The 25,306-nt window shown below is 72.9% G+C and carries 20 protein-coding genes; 3 read left to right on the forward strand and 17 right to left on the reverse strand.

What is annotated here, in order from left to right; all coding sequences use genetic code 11:
• Positions 1–60 precede the first annotated feature (60 nt).
• Genes AB0P17_RS32390 through AB0P17_RS32415 form a run of 6 tightly spaced genes read right to left on the reverse strand, consistent with a single transcriptional unit; the run spans position 61 to position 6,104 of the window.
• Positions 61–918, reverse strand: coding sequence for a phosphogluconate dehydrogenase C-terminal domain-containing protein (locus AB0P17_RS32390; protein ID WP_365816520.1), 858 nt, complete (start codon positions 916–918; stop codon positions 61–63).
• Entirely contained in the window at positions 918–1,718 is an 801-nt protein-coding gene (locus tag AB0P17_RS32395; RefSeq protein ID WP_365816522.1) for a TIM barrel protein, read from the reverse strand. Before AB0P17_RS32395 ends, AB0P17_RS32390 begins: the two co-directional genes overlap by 1 nt.
• On the reverse strand, positions 1,718–2,503 hold the full coding sequence (locus AB0P17_RS32400) for a triose-phosphate isomerase family protein (protein ID WP_365816524.1): 786 nt from the start codon (positions 2,501–2,503) through the stop codon (positions 1,718–1,720). The genes AB0P17_RS32395 and AB0P17_RS32400 overlap by 1 nt, the downstream gene beginning before the upstream one ends.
• Positions 2,503–2,979 carry a ribose-5-phosphate isomerase gene (locus AB0P17_RS32405; protein ID WP_365816526.1) on the reverse strand — a complete coding sequence of 159 codons (477 nt, stop codon included), beginning with the start codon at positions 2,977–2,979 and terminating at the stop codon, positions 2,503–2,505. The genes AB0P17_RS32400 and AB0P17_RS32405 overlap by 1 nt, the downstream gene beginning before the upstream one ends.
• Before the next feature lie 25 nt (positions 2,980–3,004).
• Positions 3,005–4,741 carry a dihydroxyacetone kinase family protein gene (locus AB0P17_RS32410; protein WP_365816528.1) on the reverse strand — a complete coding sequence of 579 codons (1,737 nt, stop codon included), beginning with the start codon at positions 4,739–4,741 and terminating at the stop codon, positions 3,005–3,007.
• A 1-nt stretch (position 4,742) separates the two neighbouring features.
• Positions 4,743–6,104, reverse strand: a complete 1,362-nt coding sequence (locus AB0P17_RS32415; RefSeq protein WP_365816530.1) for an MFS transporter — start codon at positions 6,102–6,104, stop codon at positions 4,743–4,745.
• A 62-nt stretch (positions 6,105–6,166) separates the two neighbouring features.
• On the opposite strand from AB0P17_RS32415, the gene AB0P17_RS32420 reads away from it, so the two are divergent.
• Both AB0P17_RS32420 and AB0P17_RS32425 read left to right on the forward strand, forming a co-directional pair.
• Entirely contained in the window at positions 6,167–6,376 is a 210-nt protein-coding gene (locus AB0P17_RS32420) for a hypothetical protein (RefSeq protein WP_365816532.1), read from the forward strand.
• Complete coding sequence (locus tag AB0P17_RS32425) at positions 6,373–7,188, forward strand: FadR/GntR family transcriptional regulator (RefSeq protein WP_365816535.1); 816 nt, start codon at positions 6,373–6,375, stop codon at positions 7,186–7,188. Before AB0P17_RS32420 ends, AB0P17_RS32425 begins: the two co-directional genes overlap by 4 nt.
• A gap of 97 nt (positions 7,189–7,285) precedes the next feature.
• On the opposite strand, the gene AB0P17_RS32430 is transcribed toward AB0P17_RS32425, so the two are convergent.
• Positions 7,286–8,197, reverse strand: a complete 912-nt coding sequence (locus AB0P17_RS32430) for an MHYT domain-containing protein (RefSeq protein ID WP_365816537.1) — start codon at positions 8,195–8,197, stop codon at positions 7,286–7,288.
• 219 nt (positions 8,198–8,416) lie between these two features.
• The gene (locus tag AB0P17_RS32435) at positions 8,417–9,703 is read right to left on the reverse strand and encodes an amidohydrolase (protein ID WP_365816539.1); all 1,287 of its coding nucleotides are present in this window, start codon (positions 9,701–9,703) and stop codon (positions 8,417–8,419) included.
• A gap of 168 nt (positions 9,704–9,871) precedes the next feature.
• Between AB0P17_RS32435 and AB0P17_RS32440 the strand changes: the two genes are divergently transcribed.
• Positions 9,872–10,048, forward strand: coding sequence for a thiazolylpeptide-type bacteriocin (locus tag AB0P17_RS32440; RefSeq protein WP_365816541.1), 177 nt, complete (start codon positions 9,872–9,874; stop codon positions 10,046–10,048).
• Positions 10,049–10,160: 112 nt separating this feature from the next.
• On the opposite strand, the gene AB0P17_RS32445 is transcribed toward AB0P17_RS32440, so the two are convergent.
• From AB0P17_RS32445 to AB0P17_RS32485, 9 genes are all read right to left on the reverse strand, one after another.
• Positions 10,161–12,173 carry a TOMM precursor leader peptide-binding protein gene (locus AB0P17_RS32445; protein ID WP_365816542.1) on the reverse strand — a complete coding sequence of 671 codons (2,013 nt, stop codon included), beginning with the start codon at positions 12,171–12,173 and terminating at the stop codon, positions 10,161–10,163.
• Complete coding sequence (locus AB0P17_RS32450; RefSeq protein WP_365816544.1) at positions 12,170–12,925, reverse strand: ABC transporter permease; 756 nt, start codon at positions 12,923–12,925, stop codon at positions 12,170–12,172. Before AB0P17_RS32450 ends, AB0P17_RS32445 begins: the two co-directional genes overlap by 4 nt.
• A complete protein-coding gene (locus tag AB0P17_RS32455; protein ID WP_365816546.1) occupies positions 12,922–13,980 on the reverse strand; it encodes an ABC transporter ATP-binding protein in 1,059 nt (352 codons plus the stop codon). The genes AB0P17_RS32450 and AB0P17_RS32455 overlap by 4 nt, the downstream gene beginning before the upstream one ends.
• Positions 13,981–14,009: 29 nt before the next feature.
• Positions 14,010–15,122 carry a peptidase M50 gene (locus AB0P17_RS32460; protein ID WP_365816549.1) on the reverse strand — a complete coding sequence of 371 codons (1,113 nt, stop codon included), beginning with the start codon at positions 15,120–15,122 and terminating at the stop codon, positions 14,010–14,012.
• On the reverse strand, positions 15,119–16,210 hold the full coding sequence (locus AB0P17_RS32465) for a lantibiotic dehydratase C-terminal domain-containing protein (protein WP_365816551.1): 1,092 nt from the start codon (positions 16,208–16,210) through the stop codon (positions 15,119–15,121). Before AB0P17_RS32465 ends, AB0P17_RS32460 begins: the two co-directional genes overlap by 4 nt.
• Positions 16,198–19,161 (reverse strand): lantibiotic dehydratase, encoded by a 2,964-nt coding sequence (locus AB0P17_RS32470; protein WP_365816553.1) that lies wholly within the window; start codon positions 19,159–19,161, stop codon positions 16,198–16,200. Before AB0P17_RS32470 ends, AB0P17_RS32465 begins: the two co-directional genes overlap by 13 nt.
• 21 nt (positions 19,162–19,182) lie before the next feature.
• Positions 19,183–20,877 carry a nitroreductase family protein gene (locus AB0P17_RS32475; protein ID WP_365816556.1) on the reverse strand — a complete coding sequence of 565 codons (1,695 nt, stop codon included), beginning with the start codon at positions 20,875–20,877 and terminating at the stop codon, positions 19,183–19,185.
• An 81-nt stretch (positions 20,878–20,958) separates the two neighbouring features.
• On the reverse strand, positions 20,959–22,962 hold the full coding sequence (locus AB0P17_RS32480; protein WP_365816558.1) for a TOMM precursor leader peptide-binding protein: 2,004 nt from the start codon (positions 22,960–22,962) through the stop codon (positions 20,959–20,961).
• On the reverse strand, positions 22,952–25,213 hold the full coding sequence (locus tag AB0P17_RS32485) for a TOMM precursor leader peptide-binding protein (RefSeq protein ID WP_365816560.1): 2,262 nt from the start codon (positions 25,211–25,213) through the stop codon (positions 22,952–22,954). The genes AB0P17_RS32480 and AB0P17_RS32485 overlap by 11 nt, the downstream gene beginning before the upstream one ends.
• Between the last annotated feature and the right edge of the window lie 93 nt (positions 25,214–25,306).

Here is a 25,306-nt window from a genome sequence, read left to right on the forward strand (position 1 = left end):
ACCGGCCTCCCCACGCGGGGGGCCGGTCACCGTGTCAGCTTCGCCCGGCGGGGGCGGGGGTCAGCGCTTGATCTCCTTGATGCGGAGCATGCGCGTGATGACCTTGTCGAGCTCGTCGTCCTCGAAGACCTTCTTCCAGTCGTCCTTGACGATCGACTCACGGCCGTAGTCCATGGCGATCAGGCAGGCGTCGGAGAACGGGTTGTCGCCCTTGAGGGTGTTGGCGAGCGCGACCTGCGTGTGGCCCAGCAGCATCGCGCGGGCGGCGGGCTCGGGCACACCGACGGTGTGGACCGTCTCGTGCAGGGCCTCGGTGAGCAGCGCGCCGACCATGCAGGCGATGGTCTCGACCAGGGTCGGCTCCAGGACGGCGAGCTGCTTGACCGTCACCCAGTGGACGTCGACGACGGGCGCGTACATCGTGCGGATCACGGCCTCGGCCAGTTCCCGTACGGACGCGTCGGGGCCCTCGAAGGACGCGACGACCTCCTGCGGGGCGGCGATGCCGCCGAAGGTGTCCGCGTACTCCTCCTTGGTGGTGCGCTCCAGGAAGACGGACGGGTGGCAGGGGTGGGCGACGGCGTTGTGCACGTCGTCGCGGCGGGTCAGCAGGCCCGCGTAGGCCGCCGCCGGGTCGAGGGTGAGCAGGACGGCGCCCGGCTTCATCAGCGGGACGAGCTGCTCAGAGACGGCGCCGAGGACGACGTCCGGCACGGCGAGGATGACGACGTCGGCCTGCTTGGCGGCCTCGTCGGAGTCGGTGAGCTCGCGGCCGAGTCCACGGATCAGCTCCTGGCCCTTGGGCGAGTTCTCGGCGAACAGCGTCCGGAAGTCGCTCTTGACGAGGTTGTTGGAGACGCGCTGGCCCATCTTGCCAGCGGCGCCGATGACGGCGACGGTCTTGTTCTCGGTGGCCATTACTTACTCCTCTGAAGGGTGGTGATGCAGTGCCGGGTCCACTGGTCCTCGATCCGGGCCGTGGTCTCGAACCCGCCGTCCTGCCACGGGAGCCAGTGCTCCACGATCTGGTTGATCGACCGCTCGTGCGGCCGTACGGTCTCGACGAGGTGGGCGTGGTCGAGCAGGCCCTCGCCCAGCGGGGCGCCGGCGTAGGTGAAGCCGACCCAGCCGTCCCGGCGGCTGAAGGCGAAGTCCTTGACATGAATGTTGACGACGTACGGGGCGGTCGCCTCGACGACATCCCGGGGGCGCTCCAGACGGGCGACGCAGTTGCCCGGATCGAGGACGACGCCCAGGTGGGGGTCGTCGACGGCGCGGACGACGGTGAGGAGGTCGTCGGTGGAGACCTGTTCGTAGGTCTCCAGGCCGAGGGTGACCCCCTGGGCCGCGTACGCGGGGACGGCGCGCCGCAGCAGCCCGGTGGCCTCGGCGGTGCCGGGGCGGTGGTCCGCGCTGTTCATCATCGAGCGGACGAGGGTGACACCGAGCTTGCCCGCCAGTTCGAGATAGCGGGCGAGGTGGTCCTCGCCGATGCCGCGCGTGCCGAGTTCCAGGGTGACGCCGAGGTCCTCGGCGGTGGCCCGGAGGCCGGCGAGGCGGGCGTCGTCGAAGGTCTCGATCAGCGGGTAGTCGCAGATCTGGAAGACGTCGCCGCCCAGCTCCCGGGTGGAGCGGACCATCTCCTCGACGGTCAGCGGCACCGGGGCGCGCGAGGAGATCCGCCAGAAGTAGGCGTAGGTGCTCAGTCCGTAGGCCATCACGCATCCGCCTTCACGGTTCGCCCGCTCAGCTCGTCGAGGATCTGCTCGACGGCCCGCGGGTCATGGGCGAAGCGCCCGAGGAAGAGTCCGTCGACGCCCTCGCCGAGGGTGGACAGGAGTCCGGGGCCCGCGCTGCCGCCGTAGATGACCCGGCTTCCGGCGTACGCGGGGCGCTCCCGGAGCCAGTCGGTCAGCGCGGCGCAGACGCGGCTGATGTGGTCCGGCGAGGCGGGGCGGGGGGCGCCGATCGCCCACTGGGGTTCGTACGCCACGACGATCGGGCCGCGCCCGCCGCCCTCGTGCGCGGCGGTGTCGAGGATCCGGGCGAGCTCGGCGACGGTGCGTGTCGCGGCCTCGGCCGGGTCGGCGCGGTCGAGTTCGCCGACGCAGAGCACGGGGGTGAGGCCGTTGCGCAGCGCGGCGGCGGTCTTGGCGGCGACGACCGTGTCGCCCTCGCCGAAGAGGCGGCGCCGTTCGGCGTGGCCGACCTCGGCGTAGGAGCAGCCGATCTCCTTGAGGTACGGGCCCGAGACCTCGCCGGTGAACGGCCCCCGGTCGTCGGTGGCGAGGTCCTGGGCGCCGACGGCGACGCCGGTGCCGTCCAGAACGGTGCCGAGCGGGACGATCGCGGGGAAGGCGGGCAGCACGAACACCTCGGTGAGGCCGCCGGTGACGGCCGGGTGCCGGGCGGCGATGTCACCGATGCGGCGGGCCCAGTTGAGGGTCTCGTGATGCCCGAAGTACATCTTGAGGCTCACCCCGAGCAGGGTGGGAGCGGACATCAGGCTGCGGCTTCCTCTTCGGACTCGTAGTCGTTCATGAGCTGCACCTTGGCGGCGGAGGCGGACGACTCGTCGAAGCGGTACGTCAGCCACTCGGCGGCCAGCCGGCGGGCCAGTTCGACGCCGACGACGCGCTGACCGAAGGTGAGGACCTGCGCGTTGTTGGAGAGGACGGCGCGCTCGACGGAGAAGGAGTCGTGGGCGGTGACGGCCCGGATCCCCTTGACCTTGTTGGCGGCGATCGCCACGCCGAGGCCGGTGCCGCAGACGAGCAGGGCCCGGTCGGCCTCGCCGCGCGCGATCATCTCGGCGGCGGCGATGGCGATGGTCGGGTAGGCGGTGTGGCCGTCGGCGTCGACACCGACATCGGTGACCCCGGCGACGAGTTCGTTGTTCTGGAGGTCCTTCTTCAGTATTTCCTTGTAGTCGAAGCCGGCGTCGTCCGAGCCGACGACGATCCGCAGCTTGTCGCTCATGGGGGGTGCTCCTCGGTGGGTGGGTTCAGCGGCCGGCGAGTACGCCGTGGACGGCGCGGACGATCAGGGCGAGGGAGTGGGCGCCGGCGTCGGGGGTGCCGAGGGACCGTTCGACGTGCGGGCGGGCGCGGCCGATCCGGGGGACGAGGTCGGCGGTGGCCTTGGCGGCCTGTTCGGCTGCGGTGGCGGCCCGGTCCCAGGCGTCGGCGAGCGCCGCGCCCTCGGCGGTGGCGTCGTCGAGGGTCCGCGCGAACGGGACGAGGACGTCGACCATCGTCTTGTCGCCGACCTCGGCCCCGCCGAGGCGCCGCACGGCGGCGGAGGCTTCCGCGACGCCGCCCGCCACGGTCCGCGCGGTGGGCGCCTCGGTGTCGCCGAGGGTGGTGCCGACGGCGTGCAGCAGGACGCCCCAGAGCGCTCCGGAGGTGCCGCCGGCCCGGTCGGACCAGGCGTCGGCGGCGGCGTTGACCGTCGTACGGGCGCCGGCGCCCGCCTCCGCGGCGGCGACGGCGGCGAGCCGGGCGGCCTCGGAGCCGCGGCGCATGCCGATGCCGTGGTCGCCGTCGCCGGCGACGGCGTCGATCCGGCCCAGCTCCTCGGCGTGGGTGTCCACGGTGTCACTGATCGCGGTGAGTACGGCGACCGCGGTGGCGGCGACCGCGCGGGACTCCTCGGTGGCGGCGGGGACCGCGGTGGCCGTGGCGTCCCCGGCCGCGGCCGGGGCTGCTTCGGCGGCGGGGGCGGCCTGGGAGGTGACCGCGCCCTTGCGGTAGGCGGGGGTGTCGGCCCCGGCGGTCCACAGCGCTTCGAGCTCCTCGTCCAGCCAGCAGAGCGTGAGCGAGATGCCCGCCATGTCGAAGCTGGTGACCAGTTCGCCGACCTCGGGCTCGACGGCCTCGACCCCGGCCTCGGCGAGCAGCTGGGCGACCCGGCGGTAGACGACGAACAGTTCCTCGTACTTGACGCTGCCGAGGCCGTTGAGGATGACCGCGGCGCGCGCGCCGCGCGGCTGTGCCACGCCCTCGGGGAGTTCTGCCAGCAGGGTGGAGACCAGCAGTTCGGCGGCCTCGTCGGCCGTCGGGACGTCCTGTTCGCCGATGCCGGGCTCGCCGTGGATGCCCAGGCCGACGGCCATCCGGCCCTCGGGCACGGTGAACAGCGGGCTCTCCGCGCCGGGGAGCGTGCAGCCGCCGAAGGCGATGCCGAAGGAGCGGGTGCGCTCGCCCGCGTGCCGGGCCGCCAGGACCACCTCGTCGAGGGAGCGGCCCTGTTCGGCCGCGGCCGCGGCGGCCTTGAAGACCGGCAGGTCCCCGGCGATCCCGCGGCGCTTGTCACGCTCGTCGGTGCTCGCGCTGGAGACGTCGTCGGTGACGGCGACCGTACGGGTCTCGATGCCCTCGGCGGTGAGCTGCCGCGCCGCCTGTCCGAAGTGCAGTACGTCGCCCGCGTAGTTGCCGTACATGAGGACCACGCCGCCGCCGGCGTGGGCGCTCTGCGCGACGGTGCGGACCTGCCGGGCCGACGGCGAGGCGAAGACGTTGCCGACGGCCGCTCCGTGCGCGAGCCCGGGGCCCACCAGGCCGGAGAAGGCCGGGTAGTGGCCCGAGCCGCCGCCGATCACGACGGCGACCTGGCCGGGCGGGGTCGGCGCGGAGCGTACGACACCCCCGGAGACGGGGCGCACCCAGCGGCGGTGGGCCGCCACGAAGCCTTCGAGCGCCTCGTCGGCGAAGGCTTCGGGAGCGTTGAACAGGCGGGTCATGTCAGTGCACCTCGAGAAGCGGCTGGTCCGCGGGGTCGGAGGGGTGGGCGGGCCGGCGCCTGGCGAGCAGGACCATCAGGACGGCCGACAGGAGCATGAAGCCGCCCACCACGAACATGGAGAGGGTGTACGAGCCGCTGAAGTCCTTGAGCCAGCCCGTGACATAGCCGGCCGCGAAGCCGCCGATGTTGCCCATCGTGTTGATGAGGGCGATGCCCGCCGCGGCGGCGGCGCCGGTCAGGAAGCGGGAGGGGATCGACCAGAAGACGGGCAGCGCGGCGAAGATCGAGCACGCCGTCACGGTGATCACGGCGATGGTCGCGGCCGGGGAGTCCATGTAGAGGGCGACGGGGATGGAGATACCGCCGACGACGGCCGGGCCCGCGACGTGCCATGTCTTGGTGCCGTGCCGGGTGGCGTGCCGGGACCAGAAGAAGAGGACGACGGCGGCCGGCAGGTACGGGATGGCGGTGATCAGCGCCTTGTCCATGACGCTGAAGGAGGTGCCGAAGCTCTCCTGGAAGCCCTCGATGATCGTGGGCAGGAAGAAGGCGAGCGCGTACAGGCCGTAGATGAAGCCGAAGTAGACCATCGCGAGGGTCCAGACGCGTCCGCTGCGGAACGCCTCCTTCAGGGCCGCGCGGCCGTGGCTCTCGTCGGCGCCCGTCTTGGCGGCGTTCTCCGAGACCAGCTCGGCGGTCAGCCACTCCTTCTCGGCCGGGGTGAGCCACTTGGCGTCGGCGGGCCGGTCGATCAGGTAGAACCAGGCGACGACGCCGAGGAGGATCGCGGGGATGGACACGAAGAGGAACATCACGCGCCAGCCCTCAAGGCCGAAGAGCCCGTGGTGGCCGATGAGCCAGCCCGCGAGCGGGGCGCCGAAGACGGTGGTGAGCGGCTGGGCCAGGTAGAAGAGCGCGAGCACCTTCGTACGGTGCCGGGAGGGCACCCACTGGCTCAGGAAGAGGATCGCCCCGGGGAAGAAGCCCGCCTCGGCGACGCCGAGGAGGAAGCGCAGCGCGTAGAGCTGCTCGCTGTTCTGCACCCAGGTGAACAGCAGGGACACGATGCCCCAGGTGACCATGATCCTGGCGAGCCAGCGGCGGGCGCCGAAGCGGTGCAGCGCCATGTTGCTGGGGACTTCGAGAATGATGTATCCGATGAAGAAGACCCCGGACGCGAATCCGAACTGCGCCGCGGTGAGCGCCAGGTCCTCCCCCATGCCGTTCGGCTCCGCGAAGGAGACCGCCGTCCGGTCGAGATAGTTCACGAAGAACATCAACGCGACGAACGGGACGAGCCGGATCGAGACCTTCTTGATGGCTGATCTCTCGACGGCGGATGGCAACGCGGTGGCACCCATGGTGACTCCCTCGGCAGCGCCGGACAGCTCCGTCCGGACTCGGGTCACAGTCGGCGGCGATCATGGCTGAAACAGAGCGCAGCATCTCGCTCCACCGGCTGATGTGTCTTCAACGTAACCCCCAGAAGAAAATTGGTCACCAATTGACCAATGTGGCGAGCGTCACTCTTCAAGTGATGCACGCCACTCTTGACAAGGGGCTGGGCGACGCGGCTATGGGCGCGTTCAGGACACCTTTGAACAGCGGGAACACCCATCTGGTGTACTGGTGACCGTGACCAGTCAGCCTGATCAGCAATCACCCGCCTCGCCGGATCTCGCCCGGCTGCTGCGCCCTGTCGTGCGCGAGTCCTCGGTGAGCGAGGTCGCCAAGCGGCTCCTCGACCATCTCTCCGCGGGCGACATCAAGCCCGGCACCCGGCTGCCCGCGGAGCGTCAGCTCGCCGAGGCCCTCGGGGTCGCCCGGTCCAGTGTGCGCGGCGCCCTCTCCGCCCTCGACGTGCTGGGCATCATCGAGATCCGTCCCGGCTCCGGCTCGTACGTGCGCGAGGGGACCTCGGAGTTCCTGCCGCGCGCCATCAACTGGGGACTGATGCTCGGCCAGCGGCGCACCCAGGACCTGGTGGAGGTCCGTACGCACATGGAGGGCGTGTCGGCGCGGCTGGCGGCGGAGCGCGCCACCGAGGAGGACGTGGCGCGGCTGGAGGAGCACCTGCGGCGGATGCGGGACGCCGGCACGGATGTCGCGGCGTTCATCGACGCGGACATCGCCTTCCACCTGGAGACGGCGAGCATCGCCAGGAACTCGGTGCTGAGCGACATCCTGCACTCCATCCGCGCGCTGCTCCAAGTGTGGATGGAGCGGGTCAGCGATCTGGAGGGGACCGTGAGCGGCACCCTGTGCGAGCACGACGCCGTCCTGGCGGCCATCCGCGCCCATGACCCGGACGCGGCCAACGAGGCGATGGCCGAGCACATGCGGATGGCCAGCGCGCGGCTGCGGGAGTCCATCGGCACACCGGACGGCGGCGCGGACGGTACGGCGAACGACGTGGCGGACACCGCGGCGGTCCGGAACGCGTGAAGCGCCGCCCCGCGACAGGCGGGGCGGCGCTCCGACAGCGGGTCACCTCACGGCAGTCGGCGGGTGACGTCGGCGGGTGCCGAACAGCGGGTGACGGTCACCAGTCGTACGGGCTGCGCTGCTGCCCGCCCTGCGGGCCGGGCGCCGAGGTGGGCGCGGGGGCCGGGGTGTGGGCCCTGCCGCTGTTCGCCTCGTCGTACGTGGGGGGCCAGACGGGCCGCGGCGGAGGGTCGCTCCGCACCGGCTTCTTGTTCTCCGGCTGGTCCCACTCGCCCTCGCCCAGGACGAGGATGGGGTCGAACATCACCACGACACCGGCCAGCACCAGGAAGACCGCGGGGCCGAGCAGCATCGGGAACATGATCGAGGTCGGCGAACCGCCTCCGGCGGAGCCGCCGGCCGCCCCCTGCAGATGCACACTGATGGCGGCCATGCCGGTGTAGTGCATGCCGGTCACGGCGATGCCCATCACGAGGCTGGCGCCGAGGCTGGGCAGGAAGCCGTGGATCGACACGGCGGCCCAGAGCGCGGCCGTCGCGGCGACGACGGCGATGACGACGGAGAGCACCACGGTCGGTGTGTCGTAGTCCAGCCGTCCGTGCAGACGCATCCCGGCCATGCCGATGTAGTGCATGGCCGCGACGCCGAGACCGGTGATCGTGCCGGCGGTGGTCAGTGTGACCCGGGTCGCCTCGCGGTAGCCGACGATGAAGATTCCGATACCGACCACGACGATCGCCACGACCAGGCTGAGAACGGTCAGCGGTATGTCGTAACTGATCGGCGCTTCCTTCACCTGGAAGCCGATCATGGCGATGAAGTGCATGGTCCAGATGCCCGAACCGATGGATGTCGCACCGAGCCCGAGCCAACCGGGCTTCCAGGACTGCTCGGTGCGCAGCGATCTAGTGGTGCAGCGGAGCCCCAGAGCCCCGCCCAGAACTGCCATGAGATAGGCCGCCACAGGTGTGACTGCGCCATAATTGAATCCATCGACGGTGCCCTGCATGAGTGATGTGCCCTTCACCCCGTGTGACTTGTGTGCAGAAACTGTGTACTCGTGGCGACACTATGGCCATGAAGGGGCGCGACAAACACCTCTCCGATCACTTGTTGATAAAGGTGTTCCGACCCGAGCGGAGCAAGAGCGGCGAGATACCGCAATGTCCGGACTCGTCTCCGGCTGCAACGTTCCAACACGCCGACGGGAACGCGATATGACGGCACATCAGCTGTTCCCGTCGCCTTCGGTCCGCAGCCGGGACAGCGCCGCGGACGTCATCGCCGTGATGCCGGTGGGAAGCGCGGTACGGATGTCCGGGGCGAACTCCGGGGAGTGGTGGGGCGGGAGGACGGCGAGCTTCTCCTCGGCCGTGCCCGGCGTCTGTGCCCACACCTTCGGGCCCACCACCCCCAACATCCAGTACACAAGCGCGATCCCCTCCTCTCCGTGCACGGAGACTCCCGCGTCCCCGTACAGCGGAAAGTCCTCGGTCGCCATGGACGGGGGCCAGGCTGCCACACGTTCGGAACCGTAGAGGCGCACATGAGCCTGGCGTACGCCGGCGGTCGCCGCCGGGTCGGGGTGGGTGACCGGGGAGCGCGAAACGGTACGTATCTCCGGGTCCCGGAGGCAGTGGGAGGCGGCGCACTCCGCCCGTACGATCCGCTCCACCGAGGCCGTCATCCGGTCGAGCGTGCGCTCGGACAGGGCGCGGACCGTGACGCCGAGCGTCGCCCGGTCGGGAACGAGGTTGTCGGCCGCCCCGGAGTGGAAGGACCCGACGTTCAGCAGCGCCGGCTCGGTCGGGGCACACTCCCGGGAGACGATCCCCTGGAGCCGCAGCACCGCCGCGGCGGCGGTGACCACCGGGTCCACCGCGAGGTGCGGGGTGCCCGCGTGACCGCCCCTGCCGTGGACGACGGCCTCGATGCCCGCGCTCCCCGCCAGCATCGGCCCGTACGCGTGGGCGACCATGCCCGCGGGCAGCAGCGCGGTGTGCTGGGCGAGGACCGCGTCGGGCCGCCCGAAGCGCTCGTACAGTCCGTCCGCCAGCAGCGCCCGCGCCCCGGCGAGGGTCTCCTCGGCGGGCTGGCCGACGACGACCACCGTGCCGCGCCAGCTCTCCCGGGACCGGGCCAGCAGCGACGCGGCGCCCGCGGCGGCGGCCATGTGCAGGTCATGGCCGCAGGCGTGGGCGACGGGCCCGCTGCTCGTGTACGGCAGGCCGGTCCGCTCGGTGACGGGCAGCGCGTCCAGTTCCGTACGGATCATGACGCGGGGTCCGTCGCCGTTGCGCAGCACTCCGACGACGCCGTGGCCGCCGATGTCACCCGTCACCGCGTACCCCGCCTCGCGCAGCCACTCCCCCAGCCGGGCCGCCGTACGGCGCTCCTCGCCGGAGCGTTCGGGGTGCTGGTGCAGATCGAGGCAGAACGCGACGGCGGGGCGCAGGATCTCCCGCAGTCCGGCCAGGACGGGCGTGTTCTCTCCGGGGTACGCGACAGGGCTCACCCGGTCCATCGTGCGCCACCTCGGCCGCGTGCCGCGTACAGACCGCTGACACGGGCGGTCAGTGGAAGACACACCGGGGTGGCAGTGGGTTCGGCTGGAATACGAGGGCACCACGGCACAGGACCACCGGGGAACCCCTCGGGGGCCGGCGCAGACCAAGGAGTCACCATGGCCGACAAGAACACCCTCGCCTCGCTCGCCGACGAGATCATGGAGCTGGAGTCGGAGACCTTCGAGATCTCCGACTACTCGGACGCCAGCGAGGTCGTGCTCGCGGGCTCCACGAGCTGCAGCTCGACGTCGACCTGCTCCTCCACCACGAGCACCACGTCCTGCAGCGCCTGATCGACGCCGCTCCCGTATCCGGACGGGCGGCACCTGCGACCTTCCGCGCAGGTGCCGCCCGTTCGCGTGTTCCGGCCGCCGGTGCGGCGGCCGGGACGCGGTGCCCGCGGGTTCAGGGGAAGGGATGCGGTACGAGACGGATCTCCCGCTCGGTCAGCTCCCGGTCGCGCAGCCCGGCCCGGTGGGCCGCGGTGCGCAGTCTCGGCATGCCCGGGGCCCGCTGGCGGGACCAGCCGAAGTCGATCGGCAGCAGACCGGGTACGAGGGTGGCCACCGTGCACAGCCCCATCCGGCGCTGTTCCGGTGTGGTCTGGTCGACGACGATCACATCGTGACCCGCGCGCACGAGTTCGTCGCGCACGTGTGCCACGTCGTCGAGCAGGTCGCCGGTACGGGGCCGGGCCCCCTCCTCCCAGCTCCGGTAGATCTCGTCCGCCGGGCGGACGGCGGACGGCTCCAGATAGCCGCGGACGTGCTCGGCCATCCGCGGCAGCCCGTAGAGCTGGGCATGGTCCTTCAGATGCAGGACCTTTCCGAAGTCGTCGGCCATGGCCTCCAGTTCGGCGCGGCGCTCGGTCACCTGGCGGGGCAGGTGCGGGATGTACGTGAGCACTTCGGAGAGGGCGCCCGTCAGGGCCGCCGCCGGGTCGAGGCTCGCGCCGGCGCCGAAGGAGAAGGTGCCGGGGCCGCCGTCGCGCCGTACCGCCAGACCGGTGACGACGGGTACGGCGAGATCGATCCGGTTGTCGAAGGCGTGCACGTCGTAGCCCTGCGCGCCGGCCCGGTCGATCATGGTGCGTACGGTGCGGTCCGCCACCGAGCCGAGGTCGATCTCGGTGAGCGGCGTGGCGCCGTACCAGGCGACCAGGAAGGCGTCCCGCTCGACGAGTTCGAGGAGACCGCCGAGGACCGCCTCCTCCAGGCTGCCGCCGATGGCGCAGCCGTTGGAGCACTCGAAGACGAAGTTGTCGGAGGCGAGCCCCGCGCTGTAGTGGACGAGACGGGCCGGGACGAGGACCGGGCGGTCGTCGCGCAGCGAGTGTCCCCGCACCCAGGGGATGGGCCGGCCGGGGTCGAAGGGGCTGACCATCGGGTCGTCGCGGTAGGTCTCGGGCGGGTAGAAACCGCACTCGGCGGGCGACAGCGCCGCGTCCCCCAGGTCGTCGTAGGCGGCGACGACCGGCGCGCCGCCGGTGCGCCGGTGGGTGCCCGCGTACCGTTCCAGGCCTTCCAGGAAGGCGAGGTCGCGGCTGGCGTCGAAGCCGTTGGCCTGGCCGCTCCAGGTGACGTCGGTGAGGCCCGCGTAGCCGCGCATGAAGACACTGCCGGCGACCGGCGCGGTGGTGGGCGAGGTGACGTTCATCCAGGTGCCCGCGCCGAGCACCCCGGAGACCGGGTTGGCGAGCGCCGCCACCGGCATGGGGTACGCGGAGGCCGGGCGCAGCCGGTAGACGTCCGGCGCGGGCTTGGGCCGGCTGACGAGGGTGAGCGGCGCCCCGTCCGCGCTCTCCGCGCCGGATCCGGGGCCGGTGCCGCCCGGCCCGCAGTGCGGACAGAGCGGATCGGCGAGCAGGGGGTACGTCCGTACCTCCAAAGTGGCCAGATCCAGTCGTGACACCTGGGGCAGGGACCGGTCGGCGGCGCCGGGACCCGGCGGGGCCACCCCGTCCGGGAGGACGACGGCGCGGTGGAGCGCGTCGACCGCGTCGAGCGCGTACGGGGTGAGTTCCGGCCAGGGACCGGCCGCGCGGGTGCGGCTGCCGGTCTCCAGGGCGTCGCGTTCGGTGCGGGTACGCAGCCGCTGCCAGCGCATGGCGAGACACTGGCCGCAGGCGGGCGCGGTGCCGTCGCCGCCCCAGGGGCCCACCAGCACCTCCCGCGAGGTGAGATGGACGGTGGCGGCGGGGCGGACGGCCGCGAAGGGGTCGCCGCCGCGGTGGCCGAGGACATCGGCGGCGCCCAGCGGCACCACCGTCGGCGCCTGCGCCCCGGTGGCCGGGGTGTGGCGCCCGGTCAGCGCCCGCTGGAGCCGGAGGCAGGCCGCCGCCAGGGGGGTGCGGTCGTCCGGAAGCGGCCGCGCGGGACCGGACGAGACGTCCGTGGCGGGTACGACGGGGGCCGTCATGCGGTGTCGCTCCAGCGGAAGGTCTTCAGCGCGATCGCCCCGAAGACCACGGTGAACACGGCCAGTCCGCCGCAGCCGAGGGCGATGTCGCCGAGGTCGCCGCGGCCGGCGAGGGCGGCGGACGCCGCGTCGTTGAGATAGCGCAGCGGCAGCACCCGCGAGAGGGTCTGGAGCCAGGACGGCATCATGTCGAGCGGCAGGAACGAGCCGGAGACGAAGGCCATCGGCACCATGAGGCAGTTGGCGATCGCCGCGACCGCCTCGGGGGTACGGGCGTACGAGCCGATGACCACACCGATGGTGAGGAACGCGGTGATGCCGAGCACCAGCACGGGCAGCGCCAGCGGCCACCGGGCGTCCAGTTCCAGGCCGAAGAGCGGCAGCATCGCCACGACGATGAAGACCACCGCCTGCACCACACCCACCCCGAGGGCGAGCACGTAGCGGGAGGCCAGTACCGAGGTGAGCGGGGTCGGGGTCATCCGGATCAGCCGGAGCAGATCGTCCCGGCGCCACTGCATGAGGGTGAAGGCGACGCCGAAGACGGCGGCGTTGGCCACACCCCAGGACATCACGCCCGGCGCGATGTACGAGATGTACGGGCGGTCGGTCTCCGCCACCTCCTGGCCCCGGAAGATCAGCCCGAAGACGACCAGGAACAGCAGGGGGAAGGCGAAGGTGAAGAAGAGGGTGGCCTTGTCCCGGATCTGCGCCCGGTAGCCGGCCCCCGTGAGGCTTGCGTACGCGCTCATCCCTGCTGCTCCGTCGTGTCGGTGTGCGTGTGAGTGTCGGTGTGCGTGGTGTCGGTGTGCGTGGTGTCGGTGTGCGTGGTGTCGGTGTGCGTGGTGTCGGTGTGCGTGGTGTCGGTGTGCGCGGTGCCCGTCAGCTGGAGGTAGACGTCCTCCAGCGTCGCGGTGCGGGTCACGACGCCGTCCAGGCCGATGCGCGCGTCGAGGGCCTGGAGGACCTTGCCGGACGACGCCGTCTCCAGGACCAGGGAGCCGCCCTGCACGGTGACCCGGTCGACCCCCGGGAGGGCCGCCGCGTCGTCCTGGGTCATCCGCTCGACGGGGATCATCAGGCGGGTCGGCGCCGCGGCGGCGGCGACCAGGCGGTGCGGGGAGTCCAGGGCGGCGACGGAACCGCCGACGAGGATCGCCACCCGGTCGCAGAGGGCCTCGGCCTCGTCCAGGTGGTGGGTGGTGTAGACGATGGTGCGGCCCTCGCTCTTGAGCCCGCGCAGCACCTCCCACAGATCGCGGCGGGCCTGCGGGTCCAGGGCGGCGGTGGGCTCGTCCAGGAAGATCAGTTCCGGCCCGTGGACCAGGGCGGAGGCGATGGCCAGGCGCTGGCGCTGGCCGCCGGAGAGGTCCTCGACGCGCACGTCGCGCCGGTCGGTCAGTCCGACGGTCTCCAGGGTGCGGTCGGCGTCCTCCCGGCCGGCCCCGTACAGGGCGGCGACGGTGCATAGGTGTTCGCGGGCGGTCTGCCGGACGAAGAAGGCGGACGACTGGGTCTGCACCCCGAGCCGGGGCAGCAGGGTGACGTCCCGGGGCCAGGGGGTCCGGCCGAGCACCGAGACGGTGCCCGAGTCCGGACGGCGCAGGCCCTCCATGATCTCGACCAGGGTGGTCTTCCCGGCGCCGTTGGGGCCGAGGAGCCCGAAGAACTCCCCGCGCCCGACGCTGAGGGAGACCCCGTCCACCGCCTGGTGGTCACCGTATCGTTTGCGTATTTCCTCGACGACGATCGCCGGTCCGGCGGCTGACTCGTGCGGCACGGACGCCATGGTCCTGGCCTCGCTCATGTGGTTCTGCGCCCCTCTGGGGTTGTGGATCAGTGAACTGGAAGGAGGAAGAGCCCTGTTGCCAGGGCCGCCAGGACGAGAGCGACGAGCAGGGCCGACCCCACGGCGTAGCCGAGGTAGAGGGTCCTGGCGCGGCGCGGGTACGCGGCGGCGGCCGGTCGGTCGCGCAGCCGCAGCCGCACGTACCGCCCGCTCTCCGGGGCGAGGCCCGAGACACGCAGCGCGTGGCCGAGCATCGTGTAGCCGTCGAGCGGCGGCAGCGGGAGGAAGTTGACGAGCGCCTGGACGCTGCCGAGCAGCAGCAGCCCGGACAGCACGCGGCGGGTGGGGTCCCCCGGTGGGAGCGCGGCCCACCAGGCGAGGAAGGGCAGCAGGAACAGCAGATTGGCGTAGGCACCCGCGGCGGCGACCGCGAGCTGGTGCCATCTGCTGCGCAGATAACGGTAGTTGTCGACGGTGCAGTACATGACGGCCACCGGGAGCCGCCAGCGCAGCCCGATCTCGCCGACGGTCCCGCCGTGGTGGCGCGCCGCGACGCCGTGGGCGAGTTCGTGGAGCGCGGTGGAGAGCCAGAGCAGGGTGCAGACGGCCACCAGCGCGACGGGCTGCCGGACCAGCCACCAGGTGTCACGGGCCAGTTCGGGCAGGTGCGTGGCGAGCAGCACCTCCATCGCCGCCAGCACGGCGGTGAGCGGGAGCAGGACGGGGGCGCGCAGGACGGGGCGGAGCAGCCGGTGCAGCCGGCCGGTCGTGGCGTGGGCGTCGGCCACCAGCCGCAGGGTGCCGCGGAGCACGCTGCCCTCGAACGGTCCGCCGGAGCGGGGCTCCGGCGCGGGGCGGGGCGGTCCCCCGGCCAGCAGGCCCCGGGTGCCCAGCAGGTGGAGGAGGCGCTGCCAGTGCGCGGCGGCGAGCCGCTTGCCGTACGCCCGCGCGTACTCGTCGCCGATCTCCGCGAGGCTGCGGACGCCGTCGAGCCGGGAGATCAGGAAGTACTCCTTCTCCCCGACCTCGAAGGAGGCGCCCGCCGCCGGCTCCTTGATGAGGTGCACGGTGGCGGCGCCGCGCAGCAGTGCGGGGCTGAGGAGGATGCCGGGTCTCAGCGCCGGTGTGTGCGAGAGGAGTTCTCCCGGGGGTGTGGTCATCGGGCGGCCGTCCGGCGGCCGGGTTCCGCGGCCCCGGCGGGGCTCTCCTCCTCGCGCAGGACCCGGCCGAGGACGTGCGAGAGGTACGCCTCGTCGCGGATGGTGACATGCAGCCGGTTGTTGGTCATGTGCATGTACGGGGAGAGCAGCAGCGGCAGCGCGACGGCCGGGTCGGTCACCCGCTCGTCCCGTGTGCCGTCCCAGGAGCGGAACACCAGCTCGCCTCGGACCGCCAACTCCTCGGCTCGCGCGCGCAGTTCGAGGCAGTGTTCGGCCCAGCCGCGCAGGAAGACGGGCAGCCGGTCCAGTTCGCCGGTGCGGATCGCCCGCCGGATCGCGGTGAAGCGGCGGGCGAGGCCGGGGGCCATCTCCGCGTAGTTCCGGTCGTACTCCTTCGAGCCGATGAAGCCGGTACCGGGGAACGCGGTGTGCCAGAACTCGTAGTAGCGGTCGAGATAGGCGCCGAGTTCCTCCCGCTCGGGCAGGAAGCAGCCGGCCATGACCATCATCAACTGGGCGGAGGTGCCGAGCAGTACGGTGCGCAGGTGCAGGTTCATGGTGCGGAAGGCGTCCATGACGAGGATGCTGGAGTGTGCGAAGTGCCATTCCGCCAGTTCGATCCCGGCGGGCCCGCCGTACTTGCCGTACTCGGGCTCGTACGGTTCGTGGGAGAAGGAGTTGTTGGGACGGAGGTTCATCCGTCCTTCGGCGTCCATGAAGGCGCCGCGGTCGCCCTCCGGAAACTCTATCTCGAACAGGGTGTTGTAGAACTCGTTGAGGAATCCCGAGTCGACCTCGTAGAGCGCGGGCCGCTTGCGCAGGAAGCCGGTGATCGCCTCCTCGGCCCTGCGGACGACCTCGTCGGTGGCCGCCGCGTCGGCGGGCTTGAGCCGGAGTCTGACGTGCGGGCCCTCCAGCCAGTAGTTGATGAAGAAGTGCCCGGCGAGCAGGCCCTCGGCGGTGAGTTCCGCCACCAGCGGCCGGACGCAGTTGACCAGCAGGGGCTGCGGGTTGGCCGCGTAGAAGATGTGGAGGGCCCGCCAGTCGCCCGAGGGGCCGGCGCCGGGGACGGGGGTCAGCTCTGGCATGTCGGTGCGTCCTTCGTCGGTCGGTCCGTGAGGGAGGGCTCCGTGGCCGGCCGGTCGGTCAGGGACGACTCCGTGGCCGGCCGGTCCGTGGCCGAGGTGAAGGTCTCCACGGCCAGTTCCGCGACATGGTGTCCGCGCGCCGAGCGGACGTGCAGACCGTCCTCGGAGGGGAGCATCTCGCGCAGGACGATCCGGTCGTCCGGGTGGTTCGGCAGCGCCTCGAAGGCGGTGAGGGAGAGCATGCTGTCGAAGTCCACGTACTGCGGTTTGGCGCCCGCGCCGCCCCGGGGGCCGCTGGACACCGTCGCGAAGACCCGGTCCGGCAGCGCGTGGGCGCGCCGCCAGCGCTGCCAGGCGAGGAACCGGTCCTGGTCCGCGCCGGAGGCCGGAGCGGAGGCGGGACCGCCGCCCGGTGCGGGGCCGGAGGCCGTGCCGGGTCCGGGCCGGTGCACGGGCAGGGCGCCGGCCGTCGTGGTCCAGCTGCGGCGGCTGAGGACGACGTCGCCGTGCGTCACCCGGGGGCGCGAGGTCACCCCGTCGCGCGCCTCGCCCTCCGGGACGCCGCCCCACACGTCCAGGGGCGCCATCGAGGTCGGGGACATCAGCAGCAGGGTGCGCGGGATCTCCGGCAGGGCGAGCGGCACGAGGTAGCCCAGGTACACGGGGATCACCTCGCGGCCGAGCCGTGTCGAGCGCAGGACCAGCCGGTCCGCGGCGGTGTCGTGCTCGACGTACAGGTCGTCCAGGTGGATACGGCGCTCCACGGGGACGGAACTGGACTCGCCGGGGCAGACGATCTGGTGGCCGGTGAGCGGGCTGTGCAGATTGAGGTTGCTGGTGACCGCTCCCCCGGTGATCTCGGCCAGCACCGCGCCCTCGGGTGTGACGGCGGAGGCGGTGTCGCGCAGCGACCGGGAGAAGGACCCCGCGGGTTCCTGTCCGTCCGGTGTGTCGTAGACGTGGGTGAACCGGCTGAAGGGGAAGGACAGTCCGCCGTAGGAGCGGTTGAGCACGATCAGCGGCGCGCCGTCCCCTTCGGTCCGCGCGAGTTGCAGGTGGTGGCACTGGGGCATGAAGTCGCCCGCTACGGAGGCGAGTTCGTCGGCGACGAGCGCGAGGTCCCGCTCCCCGAGCCGGAGGTCCGCCGCCTCGTCGCCGCGCCCGTCCCACGCCGCCCGCATCCGGTCGATGAACACCCGCCGGGCGGTGTCGATCGCGCGGATCCCGGGCAGGCCGAGCCAGTTCTCCTCCGGGACATAGGCGCCCCGGTCGTCGAAGGGGCGCCGCTTGGCTGCGAACGTGAGGTACTGGTCGAAGAAGTCCTCGTGGAAGTCGTGGACGAGCCCCAGGATGTCGTCGCACCGCCCGCCGCTGCCGTAGCGCGCCAGGAAGAACCCCTTGAGGGTGACGCGTTGGGGGAGCGTCAGGTCGAAGGCGGGCAGCACCCGTTCGACGGAGCGCAGGGCGGCCCCGCCGGAACGCCCGCCGTCCGGGCCGGCCCACGCGTCGAGCGCGCAGGTGATGTCGCGGCCCGCGCTGACGTCCTCGTACAGCAGGGTCTGCGGCAGGGTGGCGGACTCGCCGCCGCTCAGTCCGCGCTGCGCGGCCCGCAGTCCTGCGCGCAGGTCCCGCAGCAGTTCGGCGCGTGTGGCCCGGTCGGCTCCGGGGAAGCGGTCGATGGCGCGCAGGGGGCCTTCGAGAGCGGCGGCCAGCCCGTCGGCCCAGGGCCGGCCGAGGGCGGTCAGGGCGCTCCGGAAGGAGCGCAGCGGATCGGGGCTGTGCACATCGGTGTCCAGGCACGGGACCCGGACCATGCCGAGCTGGAGGAGCGCGGCCACATAGGTCTCGCAGAGCTCGGGCTCGGCGTCGTGTTCGGCGCGCAGCCGTTCGACGAGGTCGCGGTAGCGCGGCTCGGCGTCCCCGTCGAAGAGGCCGAGCAGTCGGTCCAGCGTGCCGCTGCGGCGCAGGAAGAAGAGCCGGTCCTTCACCGCGTCGAAGGTGACGGCGGCCGAGTCGTCGCCCGCGGTGATCCACTGGCGTACGTATCTGACGCGGTCGCCGTCGCGCTCCCAGCCGGAGGCGAGGCGTACGGGCAGATCGCCCCGCCGTTCGGAGTCGGCGAGGACGAGTTCGGCGAACCGCGCGAGGACGACGACGTTGAGCCGGACATGGCTGGTCCACCGCTCACCGAGGTGGACGGCGGCCGGGTCGCCGCGGTGCTCGCCACCGTCCGCACCGGTGTCGTGACCGGTGTCGTGTCCGTCGTCGAAGGTGCCGGCGGCGACGGCGGTGAAGGTGCTGAAGGGGCTGGTCTTGCACGCCGTCCGGTAGAGGTACGACAGCACCGACCGCTCGATCTTCCGCATCCGCTTGTCGGGCACCGCCCCGGGACCGGCCGCCGCCTGTGCCAGGTAGCCGTCGAGTTGTCCCTCCAGGGTCGGGGAGGCGAGCTGGAGGCCGTGGCGCAGCCGGTCCTCGGCGAGGAGCCCGCGCAGCGCGGCGCGCGTCCTGGCGAGGTCCGCCGCGAGCAGCGGCGCGCCCTCGGCCCGCAGTTTCTCCAGCAGTCGGCGGTCCCGCAGCCACTCGGCGACCGGTTCCACCACGCCCGGGTCGAGCTCGCCGACGAGACGGACCGCGGCGTCGGGGTCGGCGGGCAGCCGGTTGTTGAAGATCTGGCGGCGCAGTGCGAGCAGGCGCCTGCGGTGCCCGGCGCCCGCCCCGTCCGGGTCCGTGTCGGTGGTGCGCACGAGTGCGTGGAGGCGGTCGCCGAGCGCGGCGCCCCGGCTGCGCAGCCGCTCCTCGGCCGCCAGCACCTCGTCCGCCCAGCGGCGGCTGTCCGCGCAGCGCAGCGCGCGCACGGACTCCACGGGCAGCCCCGCGACGCGCAGCATGAAGCGGCGCCCGGGGTGCCAGGTGGTGTGCGCCGGGCGTGGATCCGTTCCGGGTGTCATGACAGATTCCCCCATCCCCGGTCAGACGATCTCGTAGCGGAAGTCGGCCGGGTGCGGCCGCTCGTTGCCGAGCAGCATGATCAGCAGCGGCTTCTCGCCGGTGCGTTCGAGGCCGAGCTCCTCGATGTACGAGATGTTGTCGAAGCCGAGGGCGACACCGGCCCCGAGCCCGAGGGCCGTGGCGACGGTGTAGAAGGTCTGGGCGACGGCCCCGATCACACCGTTGACCAGCCGGTATCCCCGGTCGCCCACGGCGTCGAGGACGGCGGTGGTGCGGATGGTCGGGACGATCACCACGCCCGCCTGTTCGAGGTTGTAGTTGGAGAGGAAGTAGTTGCGCTGGAGGAAGGGGCCGGGCGGGCCGGGGACCACCGGGCGCAGTGCGTGGGCGGCGGGATCGTAGGCGTACGCGCCGGGCTCGACACCCTCGACATGGTTGACGAACGCGTACTGCGTGACGAGCTCCGGTGCGGTGCCGTCCGGTTCCGCGGGCCGTTCCGCCTCGCTGCCCAGGGAGGCGGCGGCGCAGGCGCTGAGGGCGGCGCCCAGTTGGGCGGGGGTGACGGGCCGGCTCGCGTCGAAGCGTCCGAAGCTGCTGCGGCGCTCGCGCAGCGCGTCGCGCACGGTCACCGGGGGCAGTTCGGGCGCGGGCAGCGGGACGGGGGTGCCGGTCGTCTCCGGGGGCACGGCGGCGGCCGGGGCGAGCGCGCCGGGCGCGGGACGGTCGGTGGCGGCTTCCGCCGTCGCGGTGTGGATGCGCCGCAGCGTCGCGAAGTCCAGGACCGTACGGGAGCGTTCGCTGTCGGCGTGCCGTACGGAGGGAGCCCCGGCGGCGGGGGCCGGTGCTTCCTCGGCGGGCCCCTCCCCGACGGGTGCCCCGTCGGCCGACGGCGCGTCCACGGGCGGCGCGTCGGCGGAAGGTTCCGCGCCCTCCCAGGTCAGCGGGACGACGGCGAAGATGCCCTCCTCCTCGTTGTTCACCCCCAGCAAGCGGCTCAGCCCCTTCTCGTCGAACCACAGCGACGGTTCGACGCTCAGCCCCTGCGCGCGGGCCCAGAGACGCCAGGTCCCGAGGATCGCGCCGAGGTCCATGCTCACCGCGTGGAACGAAAAACTGTTGTATTTGAACGCGTTCTGCCAGTACTTGATCCCGAGGACGAGGAACTGGTCCTGGCGTCCGCCGGGTTCGCCGAGTGCCGCGCGCAACTGCCCGGACACATCACCGGTGAGCAGCCGCTGCATGGCGTGGTGCGGGGCGCTGTAGTAGTGGATGCCCGGCGCGCGGGGCCCGCTGGGGCCGGAGACCCAGTACACACTGACCGGGTACAGTCCGCCGCCCGAGGCGGTGCCGCGCGACCAGTTGGCCTGGGTGTAGTGGGGCAGCGCCGCGAGGTCGGTGTTGGTCTGGACGCCGAGCCTGCGGCCGGTCAGTCCGTAGGAGTCCCGCAGCATTCCGGAGAGGGTGTCCAGGGTGAACGCCTCCGGTACCGTGGCCGGGGCGGGCGGCCCGGAGCGCGGTCCGCCCCGGCCGGGACAGCCCGCGGCCAGGGTGGCCCCGGCGGGGACGTCGGGGTCGGGCAGCGGAAACGACTCGACACCGGGGTAGAACTTCGTCTTCCTCGGCCGATCCGCCCAGTCGGGGACGAAATCGGCGGGCTCCATCGGGATCCGGCCGCGCAGCATGATCGCGGCGGCGTAGTCATGGGCGTAGCCCATGGGATCCTCCTCTCTGCTGGACGGTGCTCGGCTGAACGGCGGTGGGAACGGGGCGGCCGGCGCGGCGGTGGTGCGGGCCGGTCACGGGAACGGGTGGGGGGCCGGGTTGAGGTCCTCGGGCCGCAGATCGCGCTCGCGCAGTCCGGCGGTACGCAGCGCCGTGCGCAGCCGGGGCATGGTGCGGGCGCGCTGCCGTGACCAGCCGAAGTCGATCGGCAGGAGTCCGGGGACGAGCACACTGACGGTGTGCAGGCCGAGCGCGCGCTGTTCGGGCATCGTCTGGTCGACGACGACCACGTCGAATCCGGCCGAGGCGACCGCGTCGACACAGCGCGTCAGATCCTCCCTGAGGTCCGCGGAGAACGCGGCTCCGGAAGGGTCCGGCCAGCTCAACTCGCCCACCGCGCGCAGGGGTCCGGCCGGGACGCCGCGCCGGTGCGGGGTGCCCGGGTCGAGGAGGAAACCGGCGTGCCGGCCCATCTCCGGTACGCCGTAGACGAGCGGGTGGTCGTGCAGGGCGGTCACCCGGTCGAAGTCCCGGGCCATGGCGCGCAGCCGGGGCCCGTCGCGCTCGGTGCGTTCCTGGAGGTTCACGGCGTCGGTGGCGATCTCGCAGAGCGCCGAGTCCAGCGCCGATTCCGGGTCGAGCCCGGCGCCGGCGCCGAAGCACATCCGGCCGGGGCCGCCGTCGAAGCGCTCCGCCACGGCGGTGACGACCGGCACGGGGAAGGTGATCCGGGTGTCGAAGAACCGGGCGCGGTAGCCGTACATGGCCAGCCGGTCGACCATGTGGCGGGTGGCGGGGCGGGCGCTGGTGGCCGGGTCGATCTCGGGCAGGGGCTGCTGCCCGTACCAGGTGAGCAGGAACGCGTCCCGCTCGATGACCTCCATGAGCCCGAAGTAGACGGCCTCCTCCAGGCAGCCCCCCGAGGCACAGCCGTTGGAGCTCTCCTGGACGAAACGATTCTCCAGACCGGGGGCGTGGTAGTACGTCAGCACCTCGGGGACCAGACGGGGCCGGTCGTCGCGGAGCGAGTACCCCCACACCCAGGGGATCTCGCGATCGGGCGCGAACGGGCGGACCCGTGGGTTCGCGGCGTAGAACTCCTCGGCGTACAGGCCGACGTCCCTCGGGTCCACCGCGTCGGGCCCGAACGCGTCGAGGGTTCCGGTGACGCTGGTGACCCGGGAGCGCGCCCGCATCCCCGCGTACCGCTCCATTCCCTCCAGGACGCCGATGCGGTTGCTGCGGCCGTACGAGTCGGCGTGACCGCCCCAGAACGTCTCGCGCAGATAGTCGCCGGCGCGCATGGAGAAGCAGCCGATGGTCGCCGAGGTGGAGGTGGAGGAGATGTCGTGGACGATGGAGGGGCCCAGCGCGCCGCACACCGGGTTGGCGTAGGCCGCCACATCGATGGCGTACGCCTCGACGGGGCGCAGCCGGAAGGCGCCGGGGCGGTGTTTGGGCGCCGGGCGCAGGGTGATCCGGGCCGCCTCCGCGCTGTCGGTACGGGGGGTGGCGCAGCGCGGGCACTCCGGGTCGGGCACCAGGGGGTAGCGCCGTACCGCGAGGGTGCGCAGGTCGAGGAGACGGATCTCCGGGAACGGCCCGTCGGCGGCGGCAGCGGCGGTCCCGGCCACCAGACCGGTGATCAGGGCGGCGAGGGCGTCCGCCGCGAACGGCACGGCGTAGGGCCACGCGCCCGCCGCCCGGGTCTCCCCGCCGCGTTCCAGGGCGTCGCGCAGCGCCACCGACCGTACGGACTGCCAGCGGCGGGCCAGGCAGTGCGCGCAGCCCCCGGGAGCCCCGGTGCCGCCGGCCGCGGGCAGGGGGCCGACGACGGCGTGCCCGCCGTAGACCTGGACCGGGACGGCGGACTCCGGGAGCCCGGCGTCCTCGGTGGGGGCTCCGGGCGCGAAGGCGTTGTGCGCGCCGAGCCCGGTGAGGGTCACCGCGGGGCCGCCGAGTCCGTCGAGGGCGCGGCGGAGCGGGCCGCGCAGTGCCCGTACCGCCGGGGTGTCCCCCGTGCGGTGGCCCGCCTGTTGGTCCTCGTCCGGGAGCGCGGCGAGCGTGCTAGACGCCACGGGGCTCCTCCGTGGTGAGGAGGACGCGGGCGGTGCGCAGTCCGGCGGCGGCGAGGTCGGGCGAGCCGGTGTCGACCCACAGCGCGTCGCGGCCCGCCGCCTTCAGCCGGTCGAGCACGTCGGCCCAGGTGGCCGGCGCGCCGGTGGCGGCCGGGCCGGAGTCGAGGTCACCGGCGGGGCGGAGGGTCGACGCGTCGAGGTCGCGCAGCAACGGATCGCCGGTGTCGAAGGGGGCGGCGGTCTCCTCCCCGCCGAGCTGCACCTCCCCGAGCAGATCGCGTACGGCGGCGGCCGCGGCGCGCCGCCGGACGGTGTCGCTGCCGACGGCCCAGCGGCCGGCCCCCCTGGCGAGCAGCACATGGACGCCGGAGCGGTCGCCCTCGCCGAGGTCGAGCAGTTCGAGGCCGACGTCGAGGACGTCCGCGGACCGCAGCAGGAAGGTGAGTTCGGCGTCCTCGCCGTCGTCGAGGAGCTCCGGTGCCCATCGGTGCACCGGGGCTCCGCGCAGCGCCCGGCCGAGGGCGTCGTGGGCGAGGGCGGAGAGCAGTCCGCCGGCGGCGGCGTCGGCCGCCGACGCGCCCGCGCCGGTGCCGGCGGCGGACGGTTCGAAGAGCCGGTCGCGGTTGTGCGGCCCGAAGGTCCGTACCGCCGCCGCGGGCACCAGGACGCGCTCCCCGCTGAGCAGGGAGGTGGCCCGGGTCCAGGCGGTCACCCGCTCACCGTCCGGCGCCCCGCCCGCGGCGAGGACGAGCGCGCGGGGTTCGACGGTCCGCGTCCGTACGGTGTCGGGCTGGTCTGCCGTCACCACACCGGTGGTGGGGACGACATGCTCGGCGTACACCCCGGCCGCCGCGTTCAGGGCGCGCAGCCGGGCGCCCGCGACATGGTGCACGTCGAAGGCGGCGACCCGGCGCCGGACCCCGTGCCCGAGGCCGAACTCGACGATCGTGGCCTTCAGCGGTATCTGGGTGAGCGGCTCGTCCGCGAACCGGGTGAAGACGCCCGCACGCGGCCGGACCAGCACGGAGCGGCGGTTCAGCTCCGCCACGAGTTCGTCGGCCTCCCGGGCCGTGGCCACCGTCGGCATCGGCGGGGTGCCGCTGCCCACCGTCCCGAGATCCACGGGGAGTTCACCGGCCGGCTCGGTGCCGGTGTCCGCCGTGGCCGCGGCGGTGCCGGCGCAGAGCGGGCAGCGGGGGTGCGGCAGCAGGGGCTCGGTGGTGACGTCGAGGGACCGCATGTCCTGGATGATCAGGTGGCCGGAGGTCTCGGCGGGCAGGGCGCCGGTGGTGCGGCGGAAGATCTCGTACCCCAGCAGATTGCCGAGCATCGCCGACAGCGGCCTGCTGGGGAGTTCACCCACCGGTTCGGCGCCGGGCAGCGCGAGGCCGTGCCAGATGTCGGCCGCCGCCGCGGCCCCGTCACGGGCGCCGAGGCGCAGCACGGCGCAGGACCAGCAGCCGGCGGTGTCCGCCGTCATCAGCGGCCCCACGACGGCCTGTTCGCCGTAGGACCAGGCCGGCAGCAGGGTACGGCCCTCGGGTACGCCGGCGCGCAGCAGCGGGAAGAGCCGGCCGGGCGCGGCGGGCCCGCCGGTCGTCACGACGATGTCGTACGCGGCGAGATCCGCCCAGCCGAGCGGCGCCCCGGTGGCGTCGGAGGCGATCCGCGGCAGGTCGACGGGGCAGCCGTGGGAGGCCGCTTCGCTCGCCTCGGCCTCGATCGCCGCCAGGTTCTCCGTGCCGAGGGCGGGCTGCACACCGATGGTGGTGCAGCCGTTGCGGATCAGGCTGAGCACACACCAGCGGGCGACGAGGTCGTCGCCGAGGACGGCCACCCGCGCGGTGCGGAAGCGCTCGAAGCGGCGCTCCGCCTCGTCGGAGTAGTGGTCGATGTAGGCGATCTGCGGGGCGAACCGCCGCGCCGCGTCGGGCGGTGTGCCGGGGGCGTCGGCGCCGGGCTCCGGGGGCGGGACGGGGCGGGCGAAGTCCCGTTCGTAGAGGCTCTTGACCAGCTCGCCCACCATGGCGCGCTGCTGGTCGCCGAGGCCCCGGCAGATGTCGGAGACCGAGTGCTCCCCGGTGAGATGCGGGACGATCAGTGTGGCGAAGCGGTAGGCGGCCTTGGCGGTGAGCTGGAATCCGCCGTCCGCGTTGTGGAACAGCACACCGTCCGGTGTTTCGGTGAACAGGACGTCGCGGCGGATGCGCGGACTGGTCGAGGCAACGGCTTCGTAGGTCGCTGAGCCCATGAGAGATGACACCCCTGGATACGTGGTCAAGGTGGCCTGATCGTGCGGGAGTTCGAAGGTCCGGGTTCTTCGGGCATCTCCGGGGACGGAGAT

The organism is Streptomyces sp. NPDC088124, assembly GCF_040685895.1.
Classification (GTDB): domain Bacteria; phylum Actinomycetota; class Actinomycetes; order Streptomycetales; family Streptomycetaceae; genus Streptomyces.

Bases quoted from the DNA above. Each gene is read 5' to 3' on its own strand.
- AB0P17_RS32430 (WP_365816537.1), bottom strand. From the start codon at position 8,197: ATGCAGGGCACCGTCGATGGATTCAATTATGGCGCAGTCACACCTGTG.
- AB0P17_RS32390 (WP_365816520.1), bottom strand. From the start codon at position 918: ATGGCCACCGAGAACAAGACCGTCGCCGTCATCGGCGCCGCTGGCAAG.
- AB0P17_RS32420 (WP_365816532.1), top strand. From the start codon at position 6,167: ATGGCTGAAACAGAGCGCAGCATCTCGCTCCACCGGCTGATGTGTCTT.
- AB0P17_RS32450 (WP_365816544.1), bottom strand. From the start codon at position 12,925: ATGAGCGCGTACGCAAGCCTCACGGGGGCCGGCTACCGGGCGCAGATC.
- AB0P17_RS32400 (WP_365816524.1), bottom strand. From the start codon at position 2,503: ATGTCCGCTCCCACCCTGCTCGGGGTGAGCCTCAAGATGTACTTCGGG.
- AB0P17_RS32465 (WP_365816551.1), bottom strand. From the start codon at position 16,210: ATGCCAGAGCTGACCCCCGTCCCCGGCGCCGGCCCCTCGGGCGACTGG.
- AB0P17_RS32405 (WP_365816526.1), bottom strand. From the start codon at position 2,979: ATGAGCGACAAGCTGCGGATCGTCGTCGGCTCGGACGACGCCGGCTTC.
- AB0P17_RS32415 (WP_365816530.1), bottom strand. From the start codon at position 6,104: ATGGGTGCCACCGCGTTGCCATCCGCCGTCGAGAGATCAGCCATCAAG.
- AB0P17_RS32395 (WP_365816522.1), bottom strand. From the start codon at position 1,718: ATGGCCTACGGACTGAGCACCTACGCCTACTTCTGGCGGATCTCCTCG.
- AB0P17_RS32475 (WP_365816556.1), bottom strand. From the start codon at position 20,877: ATGGGCTACGCCCATGACTACGCCGCCGCGATCATGCTGCGCGGCCGG.
- AB0P17_RS32455 (WP_365816546.1), bottom strand. From the start codon at position 13,980: ATGAGCGAGGCCAGGACCATGGCGTCCGTGCCGCACGAGTCAGCCGCC.
- AB0P17_RS32410 (WP_365816528.1), bottom strand. From the start codon at position 4,741: ATGACCCGCCTGTTCAACGCTCCCGAAGCCTTCGCCGACGAGGCGCTC.
- AB0P17_RS32460 (WP_365816549.1), bottom strand. From the start codon at position 15,122: ATGACCACACCCCCGGGAGAACTCCTCTCGCACACACCGGCGCTGAGA.
- AB0P17_RS32470 (WP_365816553.1), bottom strand. From the start codon at position 19,161: ATGACACCCGGAACGGATCCACGCCCGGCGCACACCACCTGGCACCCC.
- AB0P17_RS32445 (WP_365816542.1), bottom strand. From the start codon at position 12,173: ATGACGGCCCCCGTCGTACCCGCCACGGACGTCTCGTCCGGTCCCGCG.
- AB0P17_RS32485 (WP_365816560.1), bottom strand. From the start codon at position 25,213: ATGGGCTCAGCGACCTACGAAGCCGTTGCCTCGACCAGTCCGCGCATC.
- AB0P17_RS32440 (WP_365816541.1), top strand. From the start codon at position 9,872: ATGGCCGACAAGAACACCCTCGCCTCGCTCGCCGACGAGATCATGGAG.